Source organism: Neorickettsia risticii str. Illinois, assembly GCF_000022525.1.
Taxonomy (GTDB): domain Bacteria; phylum Pseudomonadota; class Alphaproteobacteria; order Rickettsiales; family Anaplasmataceae; genus Neorickettsia; species Neorickettsia risticii.
Genome location: NC_013009.1, coordinates 519,870 through 541,973, shown reverse-complemented (window position 1 = coordinate 541,973; position 22,104 = coordinate 519,870). Strand labels below are relative to the sequence as shown.

Here is a 22,104-nt window from a genome sequence, read left to right as displayed (position 1 = left end):
CCTATATGGAAGGAAAACATGCTTTTATTTTTTCATGCAAATCCTTCCTAAAGTTGAGCTTCCTGAACCAGAACTATTGATTACTTGTGGCTTTGTGTAGCTTCTACTGCCTTCTTTATGTTAACAGCAACAATGTTGTCTTCTGTCTGGGTTGAGGCGTCCCTTTTCTGTTGCACAATATGCTCTGTTTGAGTTGAAGCATCTCTTTTCTGTTGGACAACGTTGTTAGTTTTTCGCGTAGAAGTTTTTCTTTTTAGTATGTCAGAAAATAATTTTTCTTGACCTTTAGAAAAGCCACCGTTACTCTGTGCGGTCATAGGCGGTTTTCTTATGTAAGGCTTTTCTTCTAGTACAGTGGGAGATGGTTTTCTCTGTCCCTTAAGGGTATTCGCGTTCTCTAGTGTGGGTTTAGGTGGTTCTTCGCGTAAGAATTGCTTTTTTAGCCCAATAGGATGGGGCTTTTCTCCCTTAGCTAGCTTGTTGTCTACGGAGATGATTTTTTTTGCATTAACAACTATTTCTTTCAATTGAATAACTTTTTTCTTAATAAAATTGAATAACCATTGTGACTTACTCTTATCTTTTCTTTGTTTTAATTTAGCTGGATCTACTGCCTCAGTTGAGAATCTTGGTTCCACCTGGATAAATCCTGCGATGCGTTGTATCAGGGTTGTTCTGATTAAAGCCTCAATCTGATCGATCGATTTTAATACACTTTTTCCCAATTCTTTTTCTGATTTTCCCTCTTTATCATATTTCTTTGCATGTTCTCCTAGAATCTGAATTATTCCCTCCATTGCTGTTGTCTTACTCTCGATCCTGTCTTCGATAAGCTTTTTGAGCGCTTCATTTTCAAGCGTGGGATTTGCCTGAGTAAGCGTTTTCGTTACCATTGTCCTATAGGCGTTAGGTGCTGTAATTGCTATAAAGGAGTTAGCACTATCGGTCCGGGCCTTGTTTTCGTACTCTTTATAGGTTGCCTGTTGCTCTTTTCTATCTGATTTTTCTAAGACATCCGTTACGAATTTTGTTGCGTCTTGAAATATTTTGTGGATGTATTCGGTAGCTTTCTCATGTGTGGGAATTTCATTGTATAGGTGCAGTTTACTTATAGCGTTAAGAAATTTCCCATGAGCCTCTCTTAGCTGTATGGTAATGTTTTCCCTATATTTCGCTGGGATCATAGGGTCCCCGGTTTTGTTAGGTTTCGCAAACAATACAATTACCTGGAGTGTTTCGAGAAGTGAACTTATCCCATCTTGTATGAGTCCTGCAGACTCATGCGTCCTTCCCATTTCTGTGTTCAGATCCTTATCAAATGAATTTTCTGCTTCTTTCAGTAGCATCTTCATAGAGTTTAGTTTCTGTTGCTGCTCTTTTAGAGATAGATTTAGCCCGAGTACTGTATCTAAGGCAGAAATATCAGTTTGGATTAGGGTTTCCACAAGATTTTTAAATTTATTGTCCAGCATGCGTAGATAAGTACGTAAAAGAATATTATTTATATTTTTTAATTAGAATATTATTAAATATCCATGCGAACCATAGTGAGATATACTTATTACATACTAGCCAATAGACAGGGCTTACCTGATTACAAGCACCATTAAAAGATGTATGGGCTCGAGTTTTGTGAGCGTGGGTTCAGGTGAGTGAGTTGAGCGGAACCGGAGTAACCTATTAGAAGGTGAATCTTCAGGAATTATTAGATATGGTGGCGATAATAAAAGAGTCCAGATCGCCATCAAGAACCGAGGTGATGTTTCCTACTTCGTGTCCAGTACGAAGGTCTTTTATCATCTGATACGGGTGCAGTACGTATGATCTGATCTGGTAGCCCCAACCAATGGAATCTTCCACATTACGTGCAGCGTTGACCTTTTCCTCTTTTTTGCGGAGCTCTATCTCATATAGCCTAGACTTTAGCATCTGAATTGCCTCTGCCTTGTTCTGGTGCTGTGATCTGCTGCTTTGTGATTGTACAACTATTTTACTCGGTAAATGAGTGATTCTGACGGCGCTTTCAGTCTTGTTTACATGCTGTCCTCCTGCTCCGGAAGCTCTGTAAGTGTCAATCTTTAGATCTTTTTCATCTATGCTAATGTTTATTTCACCTTCCATGCACGGTGAAACAAAAACTTTAGCAAAACTTGTGTGGCGCTTTGCATTTGCGTCGAACGGGGAAATCCTTACTAACCTATGTACACCAGTTTCTGTTCTAGCCCAGCCGTAAGCATTCTTTCCCATTACCTTGAGTGTGCAGGACTTTATCCCAGTCTCTTCTCCTTCAACTTTATCCACAATCTGTACCTGAAATTTATGATAAATTTCTGCCCATCTCGTATACATCCTGAGTAACATCATTGCCCAATCATTACTCTCTGTTCCGCCTGCGCCGGATTGTATTTCTAGAAGACAATCATTACCGTCTGCCTCGCCTGAAAAAAGGCATTCTATTTCTTTTTTTTGGATTTTTTCCTTGAGTAACAAAAGCTCTCTTTCGAGATCTTTCATCGCTCCTTCTTCGCCATCTTTTGATGCAAGCTCAATCATTTCGGTGAGATCATCCAGCTGAATTGATAGTTCTCTGAATTCTTTTAGGCTTGTTTCTATTTGTGATTTCTCTTTTAGTAAGAGCTGTGCCCTGGATTGATCTTCCCAGAGTCTAGGAGAATCAACCAGAGCTTGAATCTCTTCCAAGCGAGTGTGCTTCTTTTCGATGTCAAAGTTGCCTCCTGATTACTTCGATAGACTTCTTTAAACCATGTAGTGCCAATTGTGTCTCGAAATCCATTGCTTTTGTTTATCGTACGAAACGATTGTACTTCAGGTGTTCCTCAAGTCAAAGAACGGTTTTATTACGTGTTATTTTCTTCAAACTATTTTACCCCAGGAGATATTTGTGTCTTTCTTCTTCCTACACATGCTGTTAAAGTCATGAGCTCTGCGTTGAATTAGGGAGCTTCTACTCAAGAATATGGAAAATTCTTCTGTTATTTTGAGCGTACTCCATTAGTTACGGAAGAGGGTGATTTAATAGTTCTTCTTTCTTGGATAACATGAAAGAAAGATAGGCAAGTTCAGGGCAATGGCAAAGCTGGCAAGTAGATACGACTTTTCTCAGATCGAATATAACTGTAAGACGAGGTGGAAGGAGAAACAGATGTATAAGTTTTCTCCGCAATATAAGGATATTTTCTCAATAGATACACCTCCCCCTACTATTTCTGGCTCTCTACATATTGGGCATGTATTTAGCTATTGCCATACCGATTTTATAGCTCGATACCAAAGAATGCGTGGCAAAAATGTCTTTTACTCTTTGGGATTCGATAATAATGGCCTTCCAACGGAGAGACTTGTTGAAAAGTCCTGTAAAATTAAAGCTAGCAGATCTGATAGAGCAGAATTTGTAGCTCTGTGTGAGGGAATTTCGGCGGAAAGAGTTGAAGAATTCAAAGATCTTTTTGATAGCATAGGCCTAAGTATCGACTGGGATTTTAGTTATCAAACAAACAGTGAAGATTGTAAGCGTCTATCACAGGAGTCCTTTTTGTACCTGTACAAGAAGGGACTGCTCTATAGGAAGAAGATGCCCATACTTTGGGATGTAATAGATCAGACAGCAATTGCCCAAGCTGAGGTCGAGGAAAAAGAATTTGACTCCAAGATGAACTACGTTATTTTCCTATGTGAGGATAATGGAGACGTTAGTATAGGATCCGATATTCATGGTAAGTGCGAGGTTGCAACCAAAACTTCGGATAGGACAAGTGGTGATGTTTCTGCTGTCGTTGGTAATCCTGATGACAATGGTTTAGCAGCCGATAGGGTGTGCAAACATGATTTTACAGGAGCTAATTCTCTTGAGCAGGGGTCGTCTAGTGTGCTGTCATCCTGTACAAATTTGAGAAAACTTGAGGTTGGTACAACAAGACCGGAACTTCTTCCTGCATGTGTAGCGCTTCTCTATAATCCCTCTGACGAGCGCTACAAAAATCTTGAAGGTAAGTATGCTATTACTCCAATCTTCAACAAAAGAGTGCCTATTATTCCTGATCCAGACGTTATAGTTGAAAAGGGAACGGGTCTTGTAATGTGCTGCACTTTTGGTGATGAAATGGATATCAAATGGTGGAAAAAATATGATCTTCCATTACTCGAGGTAATTGATAGATACGGTAGAATAGATTTACTCGGTGGTAAAAAAGTCGAAGACGCACGTGAGTATATTTTAGAAAAGTTAAGGGAAAAGGGACTTTTGACAAGACAGGAAGCCATCACTCATCGTGTTAAGTGCGCAGAAAGGTCGGGTGGAAAGTTGGAGATTATCTCGACGTATCAGTGGTACATTGAAATCCTAAAGCATAAGGAAGAGCTGAAAAATAGGGTCCAAGAGATTGATTGGTTACCTGAGAAAATGCGAATCAAGATAGAGCAGTGGATTGATGGGCTCAAATGGGATTGGTGTATTTCCAGGCAGAGGTATCTTGGGGTGCGGGTTCCAGTTTATTACGAAAAAGAAACTGGAGGTATACTGCTACCTGAATTGTCTGAATTGCCTGTGGAAAGTGATGTGATTTTCAGGGACGGAAAAACATATATACAGGATAAAGATGTCTTGGACACGTGGGCAACTAGCTCTCTTTCACCGCAGATTAATTACTCGCTACTTACGAAGAGTATGTGTGATTCCAGGGGAGCAAAGCAAATGGATCCTGATCCAGTCACTGGTATAAGTTCTGACTTACTGGATGAAGAACGGCTACAGTTTCAGCCAATGTCACTGAGGCCACAGGCACACGAAATAATACGTACTTGGGCTTTCTATACAATTCTCCGATCATTTTTAGAGTACCAAACAGTGCCTTGGAGAAGAGTTATGGTCAGTGGTTGGTGCCTTGCAAGTGACAAAAGTAAGATGAGCAAGTCCAAGGGTAATACGGTTGATCCAGTAAAACTTATTGCTGAACATGGTGCTGACGTCGTTCGGTACTGGAGTGCGAGTGCAGGACTTGGCTGCGATACGTGTTTTAGTGAGAACGTTCTCCTCATAGGTAAAAAGCTTGTTAATAAGATATGGAGCGCTGCTAGGTTTATTGAGCAGTTCCTTGTAAGTGATCCGGAACTACTCAAAGTGGATTATGTAACTGATTTATGGATTCTTAGTAGGTTATCTGAGGTAGTGAAGGGTGCGGAACTTGCGCTTGAGAACTGTGATTATTTCTATGCAAAAGCATTAATAGAAAGGTTCTTCTTACACGAGTACTGCGATAATTACTTGGAGCTTGTCAAGTCTCGGGCATACAATGATGTTCCCGGGAGAGAAAGTGTTCTGCATACCTTGAGCATATCTCTAGCAGTAATTTTAAAACTTTTTGCCCCTTTTCTCCCATATGTGACAGATGAAATATATTCGGCACTCTTCCCAGATACTGTATCCTTGCATGGCGGTTTTACTTGGCCTGATGAAATCTCTTTAGCTCGTAAGATAACTTTTTCTGGTAATGATTTTATAAAAATTCTCGCAAAAGTCAGAGAGTTTAAATCGGAACACTCTATTTCTATGAAGAAAGAGATCAGCTTGGTTGAGATAAAAACAGCTGCAGTTGAGATGCTGGAGGCGGAATATGACATTAAGGCAGCCACCAATAGCGCACGTATTGTGTGGGAAATAGAGGATGATGTACCAAATGGATTGGTGGAAGTGAAACTCTTTTTATAGATTGCTTTTCCATTTTGTGTGCAGCTTGAGGAATCAGCATATTTCACAGACTGAGGACCATTTTTAAGTGCTATTATTTACAAGGATGTAGGGGTTACTGGCGCAGTTTTCTGTTATGGTTATGTGGATTTTATATATTGATTTCAAACTAGATCATGTGAAGTAGATCTCTTACGTCTCTTTGAAGCTGGTTTGTGTGTTGATTATTCTTCTACGTAAGGTGCGCGAGTGATGTATTATTGGCGGGTTTTATTAAGAACAGATGAGATCTTATATAAAGAATTTTATTAGAGAAAATGGATCTATCGCATTCTCAAAATTTATTGAGTTGAGTATGTACCATCCGAGCAAAGGGTACTATATAACAAGAAACCCAATAGGGAAAACAGGGGATTACATTACTGCACCAGAGATCTCGTCTCTTTTCGGAAGGACAGTGGCAGTATGGATCCTTGAACAGTGGGAAAGACTGGAAAAACCACGTGAAATAGCAATCGTGGAACTGGGTCCTGGGAGCGGAATGATGATGTTTGATATTCTCAATACTATAAGGAATGTCGAGTCCTTCTATGACTCAGTTACTGTTTATATGATAGAGATAAGTCCGTTTCTCAGAGGTGTACAGATGGAAAATTTACGTCCTCATAGCTGTAAGATTCGGTGGTGTAATAGTATAGATGAGCTTCCGAACGGTAAAGTGATTGTTTTGGCAAACGAGTTTTTTGATGCACTTCCAATAGATCAGTTTATTTTTTGGGGTGGAACTTTTTTTGAACGGAAAATAACAGAGGATTTTCAAATAGAAGAGGAAGAAACGCGAAAAAGATTTAGTGGTAAATTTAAAGATGGAGATATAGTTGAGATAAGTTTGCTTGGGAAGCAGATCGCCTCGTCAATACTTACTAGAATCGCGAAAGACGGTGGAAGTGGACTCATAGTAGATTATGGGCACGCTACCTGCACACGAAGAAGTACAATACAGGCAGTAAAGGGACATAGATTTATCGATATTTTTGAAAGTATAGGCGAATCAGACATAACCCATGAAATTGATTTTTCTTACTTATTTCCGAGGGCCAAATTAATGACACAGGGAGATTTTTTATCTCTTTATGGTATATTTGAGCTTGCGAAGAGGTCTTCCGCTACCGATACCGGAATACTTGAGCAAACCTTATTTAGGCTTGTAGATAAAGGAAAAATGGGCAGATTATTTAAGTGTGCGATAATTTAAATTGAATCAATGAGGCTTATGTAAGCTGTGGTTTGCTAGTCACAATCGCTCTGAGAGACTAGTTGCAGGCCTCACACATAGGGTTTACCCTGAGTCAAAATACCAGCCGATCGAGCGTTCCTAACGTTTTAAGATTTTAGGAAGCTGTACATTTTATTGAACCTAGTATCTAGTGCTTTTGTTCCAGAAAAGATTCTTTGAGTACGTACTTTAGTATATTACCAACCTTTATATAACCCATCTCCTTTTCCGTTGTAACCATTAGGGTAAGCGCCAAGCGTTCTGTTAGACCTGTTTTGTTGATAATTTGGCACTCCATTTTGCACATCGGTGAAGGGTCGCCTTCTAACTCTATAGTAACGATTTCCTCGCCGGTGAGTGTTAAGCGACCATACTCTTCAGGATCAGAGTAAACAAGCGGAAGAACACCCATGCCAACTAGGTTGCTTCTATGAATACGTTCGAAACTCTCTGCTATCACCGCCTTGACGCCAAGCAAGTACGTGCCCTTTGCAGCCCAATCACGACTTGAGCCAGTACCATATTCCTTGCCCGCAAAAATAACAAGATTGGTTCCAGAGGATTTATAGCGCATTGCTGCTTCATAGATGCTAACGATTTCCCTTCTGCCATCACGGTTGAAATGAGTTGTATATCCTCCCTCGACATTCTCAAGCATCTTATTTTTGATCCTTGTGTTTGCAAAGGTGCCACGTATCATGATTTCGTGATTACCTCGCCGTGCTCCATAAGAATTGAATTGCTGTGGAGTTACACCTAATGTCTTTAGATATTCCCCTGCGGGGCTCTTTACAGGAATCGTCCCGGCCGGAGAGATGTGGTCAGTTGTGATACTATCCCCGAAGACAGCAAGTATTCGTGCATCCCTCACTGAGATATCAAATGCCGCAGGTTGGTGATCTACTTTTTCATTGATCTTAGGAATTATATCCTGAAAACTGACCTGACCATCACTTTTAAAAAAAGGGGGACTTTTAATGTAGGTACAGTTTTCGTCCCATTTGTAAGTTACTGAGCTAGTACACTCTAATTGTTGCCAGTTCCTGTCACCTAAGAAAACATCCTGATATTTTGACAAGAATATCTCCTTTCTGAGAAAGCGATGAACATAAGCATCAATTTCATCATCTGATGGGGTGATGTCTCTTAGGTATACTGCTTTACCGGTTTTATCATACCCGAGAGGTTGAGATTCTAGATTTATGTTTATATTGCCTGCAATACCATAAGCAACCACAAGCATGGGAGAAGCTAGGTAATTTGCTTTTACTTTTGGATGAATTCTGCCTTCGAAGTTACGGTTACCGGAAAGTACAGATACTACTACCAGATCTTTCTCATCAATTTCCTCAGAGATTTCCTCTTTCAATTCACCTGAATTACCTATACAAGTCGTGCAACCAAAACCCACGATGTTAAAACCCAGCTGGTCTAGATAGTCCTGTAGTCCAGACTGCTTCAAATATTCTGAGACAACTTGGGATCCAGGTGCAAGAGATGTCTTCACCCAGTTTTTCACCTGTAGTCCCGATTGTACAGCTCTTTTTGCCAACAGACCCGCTGCAATCATCCCGGAGGGGTTAGAAGTGTTTGTACAACTTGTGATTGCGGCAATCACTATGGACCCATTTTGAAGCTTAGGCGAATCTGCCCCTATGCCTACAGAAGTTTGCGGTATTTGAACACATTCTTCATCAGGTGCGGGAGAAGTTTCCACCTTTTTTTCAGAACGAGTACACACCTTGTTAAAGTTCTCTGGTACTAAGTGAAGAGATATCTTATCTTGTGGTCTTTTTGGCCCTGCAAGGGTCGTACGAACCTCGGAGAGATCTAGCTCAATCACGTCTACGAAATCTGTTGCACGTGCGTAATCTGCCCACATCGTTTGACTTTTTGTGTAATCTTCTACTAGGTCAATTTGTTCTTGTGTTTTTCCGGTAAGGTCGAGATAATCTAGTGTCTTTTGGTCCGGAGCAAAGAAGTTGCATGTCGAACCGCATTCAGGTGCCATGTTTGCTATTGTTGCTCGATCTGCAACAGAAAGGTTCTTGACACCATCACCAAAGACTTCAACGAATTTTCCTACTACTTTGTGTTTTCGAAGTAAGTGAGTAATATGTAGAACCAGGTCAGTTGCAGTAAGACCAGCTTTTAATTTTCCTTCAAGTTTTAATCCAATTACTTCAGGAATTACCATCGAAATAGGTTCACCCAACACCACTGATTCGGCTTCTATTCCCCCGACACCCCACCCAAGCACAGAGAGACCACCGCTCATAGTAGTATGACTGTCTGTACCCACGAGGGTATCTGGGTATGCTAATACTTCTGTTTCTTGCCGTTCTGTGCGGACAACCTGTGCCAAGTACTCTAGATTGACTTGATGGCAAATACCAGTTCCTGGTGGAACCACTCGAAAATTCTGAAAGGACTTTTGGGCCCATTTTAAGAGTTTGTATCTTTCTATGTTTTTTTGAAATTCTATTGTTTTATTTTCGGTGGCCGAGCTTGCCTTGCCATAAGAATCAACCTGAATCGAGTGGTCTATAACAAGGTCCACCGGAATTTTTGGGTTTACACTTCTTGGGTCTCCCTGTGCTTCGGAAACGGCATCACGTAGGGCTGCCAAATCCACTATGGCAGGTACGCCAGTAAAATCCTGCATTAGCACGCGAGAGGGATAGTAATCCACAGCTAGATTTCCAATATGTTGTTTGTAATGACACAATGCCCTCACAATCGAGTCTTTCTGCCTATTTCTCAGGGCATTCTCTATCAGGATTTTGATTACACAGGGAAGACTAGTGACACTTTCCTCAAGCTTTATATCGAAGTAGCTTATTTTGGATTTTAGTTTCTTCTTCATTTTCTGTATATTCCTGAGCCCAGACTAGCCTGTAAAACTAAAGGAAAAGTATAATGCAGGGAAGTAACTTTATTCTCTGCATGTGCGCGTGAAATGCAAGACAGCTTTTGGTTTAATTGTTCATTAGTATGTGCACTCCGTTTTTTCTCGCGAAAGTGTCGAGTGTGCAAGTAATGCTGTAAATACATAAATCGCAGCGATTGAGTTTGCTGATTGAATTAAGTGTTTGTGGTACCTTTGTAGATCAGTTTTGGTTTTCGTTGACAGGTCGATAATCGAAACATCCAGATTTCAAGCATGCTTCTAATACTCCTGATGAAGTGATACTTTTCTATGGCGTGAGTATCTTGATGCAGCCATGTAAGTTTTGTGTCATGCGCTCTTCCATATTGTTAATCTTATTCGGTGCTAGTCATGCGTTTTGAGGATTCATGTGCTGAAGAATACATCATTTCCAAGTTACCGGTGGAATGTCAGTTGATGAAGAAAATCAGGGAGGAAACTTTTTCTGATAAGAGGCGGTTTATCCAAATTGGACGGATAGAAGGAGCAATTCTGGCATTTCTGATTAGAATGAATAAGGTAAAAACTATCGTTGAGGTTGGAACATTAGTTGGTTACTCGGCGATTTGCATGGCAAAGGCGGTTGGAAATGGTGGTAAAGTCTACACAATTGAAAAGAATTCTGAATATGCGCAAATTGCATTACAAAACTTTTCCACTTTTCCACAGATAGAACTTTTTATAGGTGATGCAAAGATTAAGCTTTTGGAACTTAACTCCTTTGGTCCTTTTGATATGCTGTTTATTGATGCAGAAAAGTCCGGGTATCCAACTTATCTTGAATGGGGAGAAGCAAACGTAAGAGTTGGCGGACTCATTATTGCTGATAACACACTTGGCTTTGGAAAAAATAATCCCTCTAGTAACAGTAGAGCTTGGCAATTTATGGAGCGGTTCAACACAATGATTAGTGATTCAGATAAGTACGACTCTGTTATCTTGCCAACCACGAACGGCCTTACTATTGCAACAAAGAAGTGATTTGATAAAGGTGGAAAAGGAATGCATTCATATCCTTTGCACCTGTGATGTGTTTTGTTGTTTTTATTCCCACCACTGCTGATGAAGTAGGTGTCTTATTTTCCTATTTTCGTGTTGAGGTTTTTTATATCTGAATGGGAAAAAAGTCTCACGGGAATAGGAATCATCACCTGAACTGCTTCCACTACTAGAAACCTAATTATTTATTCTTTTTCCTTTGAAAGGGTTCAACCTTCTTATTTGGCAAAGTAATGCCCATTAACGCATAATTAGTAATACTTTACTTTAAATCTGGATAACTGTCACATAATAGCATACAGCTAATTATAGACAGAGTATTTTGTTTCTATTACTTGAGAAGTAAGAGTGTTATGCATAGTGGAGCGGTTGTTGAGGTAGAAGTAGATGATTCAAAGCTTCTGGTTGATTATCGACCTTTTTATGAAGGTGTTCTAAAGGGGATTCGTAATCTGCTGTTTTTGGATAAAACTAACCCTGTGTATTTGGTAACCCAGCTCTGGAGTGCTGGTCCGGAGTCTATAGAGCCTTATAGCGTAGCGATAAAGGAGAGGGTTGCTGTAAATGGGGGCGTATATAAGGGTGCTGCTAAAAGGACTTCTTCTGAGGCCAAAAGGATTAGGGATGCGAATAAGTTAATGTGTGACCTCTGCATTGTGGATGAGCAAAGCAGAGACCTTTTTATTGAGCTTTTTGAATATGCACTCTGCAAATTTGTTTCAGACTGCGAGAAACAGAATTTACCACTAGGGTCAAGTAGCGTAGCAGCCGTGGTAGAGGGGTTCAAAGAGTTTTTCAGTAAGCGTCCCATCTACATGAGTATAAATGTGGTGAAGGGTGCGGATGCAGTAAGGGTTGGTGCGCCGAAAGAAGGGTACCTTGAGGGTGATCCAGGTGGTTCTTGTATGCGCTTCCATTCCGTTTTCTTTCGCTTTAAAAGAGAAATCCCGCAAAAGAAAGAGATTAGCACAACAATGCTGCTCTTGTTTTTGTCATCCTTAATGGACTTTTTTTCTGTCCTAGTTGTGAGTAAGGAGAGTCTTTTTAAGCGGGGAGGTGCAAAAGTATCTTACGAAGGTTTGCGTATCACAGAATGCAGTGTTTCGCCTAGTGATGCCTATGAAGCTGAATGTAAGAAGGAAAAAATGTTGTATATTGCTGGTGAATTTTTAGCTGGTAGTAGAGCAGGAAGGTGGAGTTTTGGTCTTGATTGCGTCGAGTTTCTTACCGAGGAAGAGCTTGCTTATCTTCCTAAACGTGCTGCGAGTTCAAGCATGGCTGAGTGGAGAAAGTATCATGCGCAATTGTGTCCAGATAAGCTTTGTTATCAGGGGGAAGAGCTCAGTGTAGAGGAAGTTCGTCTACGTGTGTGTGGAACTCATCTACATAATTCTTCATCGGAGGAGGCTGTGTGTCCTGGAGTCAGCGGACAGTCGGAAGCATTGTCGGGGGTAGTTTTTCATAGAAGGAATTCAGCTGTCCTTCCATTGGAAAACGATTCGTCTAATTCGAGTAGAGGTGGTTATGTAGTTTTTGAGCCGGTTCCAACTACTTCTGCTTCTACTTTTGAAGGTGTTCCGAGTATGTTAGAAGAGTCTGCAGCTGTTGAATCCGCCGCAGCCATTTCTGCTTCTATGAAACATGCTTAGGTTTTTGAACGGCGTGTTAGGTTAGTTTTTTCGTTTGGGGCACCTCCTTATTGGTTGTGCTCCATGCAGGCGGTTTTGTTTGTGAGATAGCTTTGTCGTACTGGGGATGTACAGATTCGGTTTTGTTCAACGATGAGGTTCAGTTATTTTTCTGAACTATACTTGCCGAATTGTTCGGGGTAATTTATCTCTTTATCTGAAGCACCACGTTGTTTCTGAGTTTTTATTGTTTTTGTTCATAAAAAGTCTCTGAGAGATGAATGTCCTCATAGTAGAATCACCCACTAAAGGTAAGGCTATTGCCCAATATTTAGGTAAAGACTTTAGGGTACTGTCGTCCTTTGGTCATGTGCGAGCGCTTCCCAATAAAAAGGGCTCTGTTGATGTAACGGACTCGTTCGAGATGCTCTACAAACTTACCGATACCGGTGAGACGGTGGTGCCTCAATTAATTAAGGATGTAAAAAACGCGACAGCCCTCTACCTTGCTACAGACCCTGATAGAGAAGGGGAAGCCATTTCTTGGCATCTTGTTGAGGTGTTTAAGGAGAACGATGTGCTTCCTAAAAATGTACACAGGGTTGTGTTTCATGAGATTACAAAAACCGCTGTGCAAAATGCCATCGCTTCTCCAAGGAAGATAGATGAGAATCTTGTTCGCGCGCAAAGGCTGAGGCAAGCACTTGACTACCTTGTTGGGTTTAGTATTTCTCCAGTGTTATGGAAGAAATTACCCGGAAGTAAATCTGCTGGGAGGGTTCAATCTGTTGCCCTCAGGATCCTATGCGATAGAGAAAATGAGATAGGTCTGTTTACGCCAGAGGAATATTGGATAGTGAGTGTGAATATGACCGATGGTGAAGGTCTTGTGATTCCTACTCAACTTTCACACATAAATGGTGAAAAACTCGAGAGAATGTCCATAAGAGGAGCAGAGGAGGCTGAAAAGATTGTTGAGGAAATCAGGGAGCTTCCATTCCTTGTTGAAGAAATCAAGAAGAAAGAACTCAAGCAGAAGCCTAGTCCACCGTTTATTACATCCACTATGCAGCAAACTGCATCAACCGTCCTTGGGTTTAGTGTGAAAAAAACAATGAGTCTCGCGCAAAAGCTGTATGAGGGCATCGAGATAGGTGGTGCGATTGAAGGTCTCATCACATATATGAGGACAGATGCTACTCATCTTTCTGTTGAGAGTGTTGATGCGATAAGAGAGTTTATCCAAAAAAAATTTGGGCAAGAGTATTTGCCTGAATCTCCTGTTTTATTTAAGAAAAAAGTGAAAAACGCTCAGGAGGCACACGAAGCTATTCGGCCGACAAGCATTTTTCGTACACCTGAAGAAATTGAATCTTATCTCACCCCAGATCAGTATAAGCTGTACAGGCTTATATGGGAGAGAGCACTTGCCTGTCAAATGAGTGATGCTATTACGAGTAGTCAGAACATTGTATTTATATCTCAAGATGAGAAGTTCAAAACTTCTGCATCAGCGTCACTGCTTATTTTTGATGGTTTCAATGCTGCGTTTTCACATGGCAAAAACAAAAATAAAAATCAGGGTGTTATAGATTTCATAAAGAAGCATAAAGAAGGTGCTCAGGTAAAGGTAGGTGATGTGCTGCCTACCCAAAATTTTACTGAGCCGCCGCATCGCTACTCAGAAGCAGGGTTGGTAAAACATCTTGAGGAGTTGGGTATAGGGCGTCCTTCAACTTATGCTACTGTTGTTTCTGTTCTGCAGGAGAGGGGATACGCATCTATTGTCAACAAGTCGTTTATTCCAGAGAACAGGGGAAGGCTAGTTTCTGAGTTTTTGGTACATTTCTTTAGCAAATATGTTGAGTATCATTTTACTGCTGAAATGGAAGACAGACTGGATAAAGTCGCAGATGGAACAATTTTTTGGCTAGATGTAATTCAGGATTTCTGGGACAGCTTTCATTCTAACGTAGAAGAGGTAGAAAAGGTTCCGATCACTGAGGTTCTGGCATTTGTAAATGGTGCCCTTGCAAAACAAAAGCTTGTTTCGGCGGAAGTAAAGGTGGGTGACAAGTGTCCAAAATGTGAAAAAGGGTATATGCATTTAAGTGTGAGTCGTTATGGAGTTTTCCTCGGCTGCACAAATTATCCAGTTTGTAGGTTTATAGTGAATAGTTATAGCACTGATGATGATACTGAATATCCTAAGCAAATTGCTCAAGATATCAGTCTGCACAAGGGTCCTTATGGTATCTACCTTAAGTACAAGGGCAAAAATAGTAGCATACCAAAAGATGTTGATCCCGTTTCTATAGATGAAGAGTTTGCTCATAAAATAGCTTCTTTACCGAAAATTCTTGGTAAACACCCGGCAGATGGTAAAGAAATCAAGATGGGGCTGGGCCCATATGGTCTGTATCTTTTTTGGAATGCAAAATATTACAACTTGCAGTTTTCCCAAATGGATGAAATGACACTAGATAAAGCCGTTCAGTTCATACAGAGTTATGTTATCCATGACAAGAGTTTGCTCCGTGTGCTTGGATCCTATGAAGGTGAAGAGATACAAATTCGTGATGGGAGATACGGTCCGTACATCAAGTGTAGTAAGATGAATGTTCCTATACCGAAGGCGGAAAGTCCGGAGTCGTTATCCATTGAAACGGCGATTCTTCTCATTGAAAAAAAGAAAAATACCTCTAAATCTGCAAAGAAAGTAGCAACAAAGAGAAAGGTTTCCACAAAAGAGAAGAAATAACGCTTTCAATATGCATTTCAGGGTTAATGGGAAAATGGATACAGCAGTTTCGAGAGCGGAGAGGGGTTTAGCTTTTTTCCATTTTCTTGAAAGTGCCTTGTTCGGCTTACATGATCTATTTCCGCCTGTTTAATAACCTGTATGCTGTGCATCCCCCGATGTTATAATGAGATACCTCATAAAGAGAGCGTTAGATGCGTGTTGCTTGGTGTTCGTACAAGGAATGCTTCGCATTTCGCGTGAGTTTAATCGTGTTGCTTATTTCTTCATTGGGTGAGAGCTAATTTGCCCAATTTCTGGATTTCGGGTAATCTTCCTGGGGCGTGTCTGTGATGACTAATTAATATGTTGTGTTCATATATTTTGGAATTTTTATCTGTAGCACAGAAAACAGCGATTTCTTGCTATGACATGGCTGGCCTGGGTGATAGTAAAGAAGCGGATAGTGTCGCTGTAGAGGTGATGCGGAATGCTCTGAATGAGATCAATGCAACTGTTAATGTTATGATAGGCGAAGGCGAAAGAGATTGTGCGCCAATGTTACATGTAGGAGAAGTGCTAGGCAAGGGGGGACCACTCTTAGATCTAGCTGTGGATCCATTAGAGGGGACAGATGTTTGTGCATCCTTTATGGATGGTTCGCTAGTTGTACTTGGTTTTGGTGAGCCCGGAAGCATAATTTCTGCTCCGGATGTTTATATGGAAAAGATATACACTCCTTATGACTGTGATATAAGTTTTGGCAATACGGTTGCTGAAAATTTGAAGAAGATTGCTTCTGCTAAGGGAGTTAAAGGACCCGAAGAGCTTATTGTTGTAATCCTAAAGCGAGAACGTAATCAAGGGCTCATTGCCGCAGTTAGGGACGTTGGTGCAAGGGTCCAACTGGTGACAGATGGAGATATATCAGCTATTGTCTCAATGGTTATTGGAAATGCCGGAGATGCGTATATGGGCAGTGGTGGTGCTCCAGAAGGTGTCTTGTCAGCTATGGCTGTACGTAATCTCGGAGGACGAATGGTAAGTAAATTCCTTTTTAAGAGCGATGAGCAGAGGGAGCGTGCACAAAAAGTTGGGATCACAGATTTTGAAAGGTCTTATTCGCATGATGAACTCGTAAAGGGGAATGTGATACTTATTTTAACTGGCGTTACAGAGGGGAAGTTGTTGGGTGGCGTCAGGAAAGGTGATCTTAAATACCCGACTTATTGTGAGTCACTAGTTATATTGCCGGGGTCATTTAACAAAGTGTGTTCCACCATTCACGGGGTCCCCCGCACGTAGGATGACTAAAAAGAGCTTCTGGGTAGCAAAGGGGGCCGTACAAGCGTAGGTTTACTGGTTCCCTGCACTGAGGAAACTTCTTGTGGTCTATGATGAAACTGTTATACGGTAGCTCTTTTACTAACTTTGCTCTTCAGACCGACTACCCTGGATATTTTCTATTATCGGGTCAGTTGAGTATATAACTGTGCTGGCGCATTCGCTTTTGCAAAATGGCAAGCTTGATAGAATTTTTGCTAGGATTTCACTGCTATTAGCAGTGCGCGTTACGCCCTTCTCAATACTGCAGTTTGCATCACCCCTCTGAGTGCTTTGCACCGTCCTACTTACTTCCATCGGAGGGATGCCCTTCTGAATCTCTTCTTTTGCTTCGTTGCTTCCACTGCAACAGGAGCACTCACATGGATCTACAGTAGGATCGTTCTGCTGAGATACGTCTTCCTCTGCAGAAAATATGTTATTTCGACTTGTCTCTTCTCTTTCATCGACTCCATCACAAAGAAGACAGCCACAAGTGCAAACAAGAGGATTATCTTGTTGCGCCACATTTCCATCTTGCTTTTCTTGAACTGCTTCCTTTTTTTGATCATCCGCGCTTTCTGAGTTAGATGATTCAGTGGAACTCGAATCTTCTATTTTTGTCTCCAGCGTAGCGCCATCTTGCAAAGTCAAATTTCTATATTGATTATCTTCAGCTGTTTCGCTTTTTTGGTCATCTTCACTTTCCGATTGAGATGGATCACTGAAACCTGAATCTTCTGTATCTGTTATTGCATTCGGCTTAAGCGTATCTTGCTGAGATTCACCCTCCCCGTAACTCTCTTGATCTGGTGCGATTTCGTGGTTGGTTTTTTCATGATCAAGATTCTGTGTCGCACGGCTGTCGCCACGACTGTTTGGATCAGAGTTTTCTTCCTTGTCGACACTCATCAGCTCTTGCTCCAGCCGACCTACGTCACTGTCTCCTGTTTTGGTATCATCTGTTTCAGGTAGTTCCTCCGCTGAAGGTTCTGGAAGCTCATCAACATTCTGAGTACTTTGGTTGCTCTGCAGATCAGTTTCTTCGAAAGCTGTATCCTTTCCTTGCGTGTTATTTGAGGCCGCTACATTTTCAGCCTCCGCTTCTCCAGTGATCTCTGTTATTTCAGGGGTGCTCCGATTGTTGTTTGATTTGCTTGATGCAGTTTTGGATGTAGCACCGCGAAAGGTACCTCTGGCACGTTTTTTAACACGCTTTTTAACATCACCATCGCGCTGTTCAGTAAGGGATTTCTTTGTTACGTTTGCAACTGCCTCAAACGAATCCTTTGCTTGTTTAACAGCATCCGCGACATTGCTTTTCAAGGCATCCAAATTATCAGTGAGGAACTCTTCAAGTTCTGTTTTTCCTGGAGGGATTTTGTCGACTTCCCAGCCTGCATCAACAGGTTCGAACTCTTCTAATTCTTCAACACTGTCTAGTTCGAATATGCTTGCACCTCTTCCCGGATTTTTTTGACTTTCTGTGACGCCTATGTATCTCATGTAGGATGATACAAAGTCAGGATCGCCTTCAAAATCTATTCCTTGAGGGTTCTGGAGTGGATAGGATGCAAAGTCTCTTCTTTTTTTCCCACAGGAAGGTAAACAGAGGAGCAGTATAAGGGAAAGTATAACAAAACGGATCCGTAACATTTATCCTACAACTTCACAAACTAAAAGCCTGCCCCTTGGAATGCAGCAGCAGAGATTGCTAAGATATCACGATATTTGTTTTATTTCTATGAATCTTGCGCAACGCAAAGTATAAGGTGAAAGAAGTTGAGTTAAGTAGATACACTCGGCTCGGAGTTGGAGGTAAGGCCAAGTTGCTTTACGCAGCAAATGTAAATGAAGTTGTGCATTTCGCTAAGAGTCACAATTTCCATGTTATAGGTGCTGGGTCCAATATTCTTGCGGGCCAAGTGTTAGACAAGCCCATTCTGAAACTGGGAAGAGGATTCGAGTATGTATCATACGCAGACGGAAAAGTGAAAGTCGGGGCGGCAGTACTGACATCGAGTCTGGCGAGATTTGCACTTGAGAATGAGATTGGTGCCTTTGAGTTTTTTGCGGTTATGCACCGGACTGTCGGAAGTGCTATCACAATGAATGCGGGTGCTTATGATCAGAGGAGCTCAGACCTTTTAGTAGCTGCAACTTTTATTGATGAGAACGGAGAGATGCTCACACTTTCTCGTGAGGAAATAGGTTTTAAAAATGGAGGCAATTCATTGCCGAAGAATTACATCTGTGTTGAAGCAGTTTTCGATGCTGGATGTAGGATGCAGAAGGAGAAGATAAAACTTCTGACACTCGAGATGTTAAGAAAAAGCCAGGATTTCCAACCTGCATTTTCTGAATCAGCCTGTTCGGTTTTTCAGGATCCACCAGAACAAAAAGCCTGTGAGCTTATTGCCAAGGCTGGATATGCAGGGTTTTCTTTAGGGTGTGCAAGGATTTCCGAAAAGTACAACAATTTCATCGTAAATGGTGGGTGCAAAACAGCTGATCCACTTGTAGAGCTTTGTTACATTGTAAGGAATGGGGTAAAAAACAGATTGGGAGTTACCTTGGATTTCTCGGTGGTTTTCATATGAGACTTTATTCATGAGCGGGGAATAATGAATAACGCAAAAAGTTCATCTACGTAATTTCGTTTCACACAGTGATGGATGTAAGGTGTGCATAATGTGCTTATCCTGGGTCTTTTGTTCTAGAAAAAATGTGTGCTCTAACTAACTGATGAATATGCAATGCATGTGAGTGCTAGAAGAGTCGTTTAATGTGTAAAATCATCCGCTTGACTAGATTGTATCAGTACTGGAAAGTAGACTGTCTCGTTTTATCGTCTCTTTTGGACACCTCCAAGAGTGTAAGGGTTGGCTGTACGGGGTTTTCTGAGTTATTGGCTTTCTGTCTTTATGAAATTGAGGTCAAGTGTTGCTTCACGCACCTTTGTGAACAATCTAGCCACGAAAAAGTAAGAGAGGTTTATTCCTTTGGTGTTTAAAAAATCCACGGAGCTGCTATTATGCTATAGGCCTACTGCTTATTTTATATCGTCAAGTGTCGGATCTGAAGAGCCTTTTACTCCGGATTAACAGCGTAAATTCTACGAAAAAGATTACCAGAGTGATGCAAATGATTGCCACGTCGAAACTCAAACAGGCAAGAATTTCGCTGATAGCTGCGCGTCGTTATAGAGACGAGGTGCTACGATCTTTGGAGATATTTGGCAAATTTCGTGAAGAAAGATCTTCTTCAGATATTCCAACGCAAGGAGATGTGTTGGTTGCTTTTTCTGCGGATAGAGGGTTGTGTGGTGGGTATAATTCTTCATTGATTAGGCATCTACGCAGTCTTGCTGACGAGTTTAGGGATAGGGGTGCTACATTTTACTTTATCGGAAAGAAAATTTCTTTTTTTGCTGAGCAATTTCCATCTGTGCACACAAATACTTCAGGCAGCGAGGTAGATTTCCACTTTCTCAATAGGGTGGTTACCAGCTTAGGTAGTAGCGCTGTTTTTCATTGTCTCTACACTAAGTACGAGAGTGCGATGAATATGCACTCTGTGTTACTTAGAATACCTGCAGCCAGTGATTTTGTCTTTCATGATGAGCGTACTTCATACCTTGAGCCAGAACATAAGCAGTTGTTTGCGTTCCTTTATATTAAATATGTGTGTGCACAACTTTACGTATGCCTAAGAGAAGCAAAGGTAAGTGAAAACATGAGCAGAATGCTTGCAATGGATGGCGCAACTAAGAATGCCCAGGAAGTCGGTGATAAGCTGAGACGTCGCTATAACAGCGCAAGGCAGGAGAAGATTACAAAGGAATTGATAGAGGTTGTCAGTGGTGCAGAAGTTATCTGAGGGTGGTGTCCAGGATTTTCCAGGTGCAAGGGTAGGTGAGACTGATCACCTAGGGCTACGTGGTGCGTCACACCTATTTCTCAAGATGTTTGCAAACTATTTTTCGGGTTACGCATGCAGCGACTTCTCCTCCCTTGTTGCAAGAATGGAAAATCCTGACGAAGGTGAGTCTTTGCTCGTGCTAAAAAGGACTCCCTTTTTGTCTTTTTGTGAACACCATGTTTTACCTATTTCTGGATATATTTCTATCGGATACATTCCAGATAAAAGTATCACAAGTCTTGGGAGTCTAGGAAGATTGGTAAGTGCTTGTACTAAAAGATTGCAGTTACAAGAGAGAATTTGTGCTCAGATTGCACTTGCGATTGAGGAGTCTCTGTCCCCAAAAGGGGTAATAGTGTATGCTTCGGCCAGGCATGCCTGCGTAGCGCATAATACCTCGGTCTTTGAGACTGTAGCAAAAAGAGGGGCTTTCGCTGCTAATGCCAAAGGAGAAGTTCAAGAATTTTTTTCTATCTTAAAATAAATTCTCATTCCTGTTAGTTGGAAATTTTTGGGGATAATACTCTCTGAAATTGTGTTGCGTGACGCTCCGGATAACTGGTGCATCCTTCTATAGGGCTGCAGGGTTGTTTCAAGGAGTTTGTTATCTGTGCGCATCACGCCTTTCCTCCTCACGAAGGGATTTTCATGTTCTTCCACGTTTTGTGTGTGCTTTCTTATTGATGGGCATCATCTTATTACCTTTGAGTGTCGGGTTGCGGTTTTCGCTAGGTGGATCTTGGACCTATGTAAGTTGATTAAAGTCTTCCTTCCTCATTTTTTCGCGCAATTCTGCCAGTAATTGTATCCCTTTGTTTAAACTATTTGATTCGATTCTCATGAGGTTGCGGAAACGTTTTCTTTCCTGTGGGGTTTTTAACGGAATGATAGTGACTAAGTCGTCAGCTATCACACTATCATCGTTCAACAGTGCAAGCGGTTTATACTCCTCAACTATGATTATGATCGTATTGGGTAATTTCCTTATTACGGATGCTTTGGCAGCCCATTTCTCTTGAAGAACTTTGTTTCTTATTTCAGTAAGTGGAACTGAGAGTATATTCCCGCCTTTATACTGTTCAACAAACGAGAATACCTGTTGTTTATCCATATAATTACAGCCTCTGGTCTCTACTTTACTCACGGTGTATCCGTTCTCTATAAGCAGAGTATTAAAAAGGTGCTTTAATTTACTTGTGAGACTTATTCCTCCGAATATACAGATCAAGGAGAAAAGCAAACAAGATAGTAAAGTAAAGGATTTTTTAATTCTTTTACTCATAGTCTTCTGAGTACCAAAACTAGGTCTAGTAGGTAATACAAAACGAGCAAGCCATACCTCGTTGAGTTAGTAACGCTCATTCAACTATTAAATCAACGAAGAATCTCCTTGGGATATTTCGTTGAGAAAAGTGTATAGGTAATGTCTTGCTTTTGTGTAGCCACCTGATTTTCATTCCTTTGATATCTAGATCTTAATGACTGTATGTATATTTCGAGGCGAGTCACAATACTACTTTACTCATGCTTTTTATAGATTGCTACAAGATTATGCCCTCTTTAGTTAGAGAAATATTTGTTTCT

14 protein-coding genes are annotated in these 22,104 nt (G+C 41.1%); 9 read left to right on the top strand and 5 right to left on the bottom strand.

The features are described from left to right. Positions 1-80: 80 nt before the first annotated feature. Together NRI_RS02520 and prfB are read right to left on the bottom strand one after the other, a co-directional pair. On the bottom strand, positions 81-1,472 hold the full coding sequence (locus tag NRI_RS02520; RefSeq protein WP_015816452.1) for a hypothetical protein: 1,392 nt from the start codon (positions 1,470-1,472) through the stop codon (positions 81-83). Positions 1,473-1,695: 223 nt separating this feature from the next. Further along, positions 1,696-2,794 (bottom strand): peptide chain release factor 2 gene (gene prfB / locus NRI_RS02515; protein WP_148205718.1). Its coding sequence is split into 2 segments (ribosomal slippage): positions 1,696-2,724 and positions 2,726-2,794, totalling 1,098 coding nucleotides; the frame shifts between segments, so codons are not numbered across the junction. A 294-nt stretch (positions 2,795-3,088) separates the two neighbouring features. Here prfB and NRI_RS02510 point away from each other — a divergent pair. Beyond that, positions 3,089-5,725 (top strand): valine--tRNA ligase, encoded by a 2,637-nt coding sequence (locus tag NRI_RS02510; RefSeq protein ID WP_015816449.1) that lies wholly within the window; start codon positions 3,089-3,091, stop codon positions 5,723-5,725. Between the two features lie 262 nt (positions 5,726-5,987). Continuing rightward, positions 5,988-6,959 (top strand): class I SAM-dependent methyltransferase, encoded by a 972-nt coding sequence (locus tag NRI_RS02505; RefSeq protein ID WP_015816448.1) that lies wholly within the window; start codon positions 5,988-5,990, stop codon positions 6,957-6,959. A gap of 169 nt (positions 6,960-7,128) precedes the next feature. Here NRI_RS02505 and acnA read toward each other — a convergent pair whose 3' ends face one another. Further along, positions 7,129-9,846, bottom strand: coding sequence for an aconitate hydratase AcnA (gene acnA, locus NRI_RS02500; protein ID WP_015816447.1), 2,718 nt, complete (start codon positions 9,844-9,846; stop codon positions 7,129-7,131). A gap of 414 nt (positions 9,847-10,260) precedes the next feature. Here acnA and NRI_RS02495 point away from each other — a divergent pair, with 414 nt between their 5' ends. From NRI_RS02495 to NRI_RS02480, 4 genes are all read left to right on the top strand, one after another. Next, a complete protein-coding gene (locus NRI_RS02495; protein WP_081436405.1) occupies positions 10,261-10,890 on the top strand; it encodes an O-methyltransferase in 630 nt (209 codons plus the stop codon). Positions 10,891-11,261: 371 nt separating this feature from the next. Further along, a complete protein-coding gene (locus NRI_RS02490; RefSeq protein WP_015816445.1) occupies positions 11,262-12,557 on the top strand; it encodes a hypothetical protein in 1,296 nt (431 codons plus the stop codon). Between the two features lie 256 nt (positions 12,558-12,813). After that, entirely contained in the window at positions 12,814-15,297 is a 2,484-nt protein-coding gene (gene topA, locus NRI_RS02485; RefSeq protein ID WP_015816444.1) for a type I DNA topoisomerase, read from the top strand. Between the two features lie 345 nt (positions 15,298-15,642). Further along, the gene (locus tag NRI_RS02480; protein ID WP_015816442.1) at positions 15,643-16,581 is read left to right on the top strand and encodes a fructose-bisphosphatase class II family protein; all 939 of its coding nucleotides are present in this window, start codon (positions 15,643-15,645) and stop codon (positions 16,579-16,581) included. A 120-nt stretch (positions 16,582-16,701) separates the two neighbouring features. Here NRI_RS02480 and NRI_RS02475 read toward each other — a convergent pair whose 3' ends face one another. Beyond that, positions 16,702-18,255 carry a hypothetical protein gene (locus NRI_RS02475; protein ID WP_041351494.1) on the bottom strand — a complete coding sequence of 518 codons (1,554 nt, stop codon included), beginning with the start codon at positions 18,253-18,255 and terminating at the stop codon, positions 16,702-16,704. A 95-nt stretch (positions 18,256-18,350) separates the two neighbouring features. On the opposite strand from NRI_RS02475, the gene NRI_RS02470 reads away from it, so the two are divergent. The 3 genes from NRI_RS02470 to NRI_RS02460 all read left to right on the top strand — a co-directional run bounded on the left by NRI_RS02470 (position 18,351) and on the right by NRI_RS02460 (position 21,004). Next, on the top strand, positions 18,351-19,199 hold the full coding sequence (locus NRI_RS02470) for an FAD-binding protein (protein WP_041351492.1): 849 nt from the start codon (positions 18,351-18,353) through the stop codon (positions 19,197-19,199). A 469-nt stretch (positions 19,200-19,668) separates the two neighbouring features. Beyond that, complete coding sequence (locus NRI_RS02465; protein ID WP_041351490.1) at positions 19,669-20,478, top strand: F0F1 ATP synthase subunit gamma; 810 nt, start codon at positions 19,669-19,671, stop codon at positions 20,476-20,478. Continuing rightward, the gene (locus NRI_RS02460) at positions 20,462-21,004 is read left to right on the top strand and encodes a GTP cyclohydrolase I (RefSeq protein WP_015816436.1); all 543 of its coding nucleotides are present in this window, start codon (positions 20,462-20,464) and stop codon (positions 21,002-21,004) included. The genes NRI_RS02465 and NRI_RS02460 overlap by 17 nt, the downstream gene beginning before the upstream one ends. Before the next feature lie 261 nt (positions 21,005-21,265). On the opposite strand, the gene NRI_RS02455 is transcribed toward NRI_RS02460, so the two are convergent. Next, positions 21,266-21,802, bottom strand: a complete 537-nt coding sequence (locus NRI_RS02455; RefSeq protein ID WP_015816435.1) for a cell division protein FtsQ/DivIB — start codon at positions 21,800-21,802, stop codon at positions 21,266-21,268. Positions 21,803-22,104: the final 302 nt, after the last annotated feature.

Excerpts from the sequence above, each read along its gene's own strand:
- NRI_RS02520 (WP_015816452.1), bottom strand. The coding sequence starts at position 1,472 with ATGCTGGACAATAAATTTAAAAATCTTGTGGAAACCCTAATCCAAACT.
- NRI_RS02510 (WP_015816449.1), top strand. The coding sequence starts at position 3,089 with ATGGCAAAGCTGGCAAGTAGATACGACTTTTCTCAGATCGAATATAAC.
- NRI_RS02505 (WP_015816448.1), top strand. The coding sequence starts at position 5,988 with ATGAGATCTTATATAAAGAATTTTATTAGAGAAAATGGATCTATCGCA.
- acnA (WP_015816447.1), bottom strand. The coding sequence starts at position 9,846 with ATGAAGAAGAAACTAAAATCCAAAATAAGCTACTTCGATATAAAGCTT.
- NRI_RS02495 (WP_081436405.1), top strand. The coding sequence starts at position 10,261 with ATGCGTTTTGAGGATTCATGTGCTGAAGAATACATCATTTCCAAGTTA.
- NRI_RS02490 (WP_015816445.1), top strand. The coding sequence starts at position 11,262 with ATGCATAGTGGAGCGGTTGTTGAGGTAGAAGTAGATGATTCAAAGCTT.
- topA (WP_015816444.1), top strand. The coding sequence starts at position 12,814 with ATGAATGTCCTCATAGTAGAATCACCCACTAAAGGTAAGGCTATTGCC.
- NRI_RS02480 (WP_015816442.1), top strand. The coding sequence starts at position 15,643 with ATGTTGTGTTCATATATTTTGGAATTTTTATCTGTAGCACAGAAAACA.
- NRI_RS02475 (WP_041351494.1), bottom strand. The coding sequence starts at position 18,255 with ATGTTACGGATCCGTTTTGTTATACTTTCCCTTATACTGCTCCTCTGT.
- NRI_RS02455 (WP_015816435.1), bottom strand. The coding sequence starts at position 21,802 with ATGAGTAAAAGAATTAAAAAATCCTTTACTTTACTATCTTGTTTGCTT.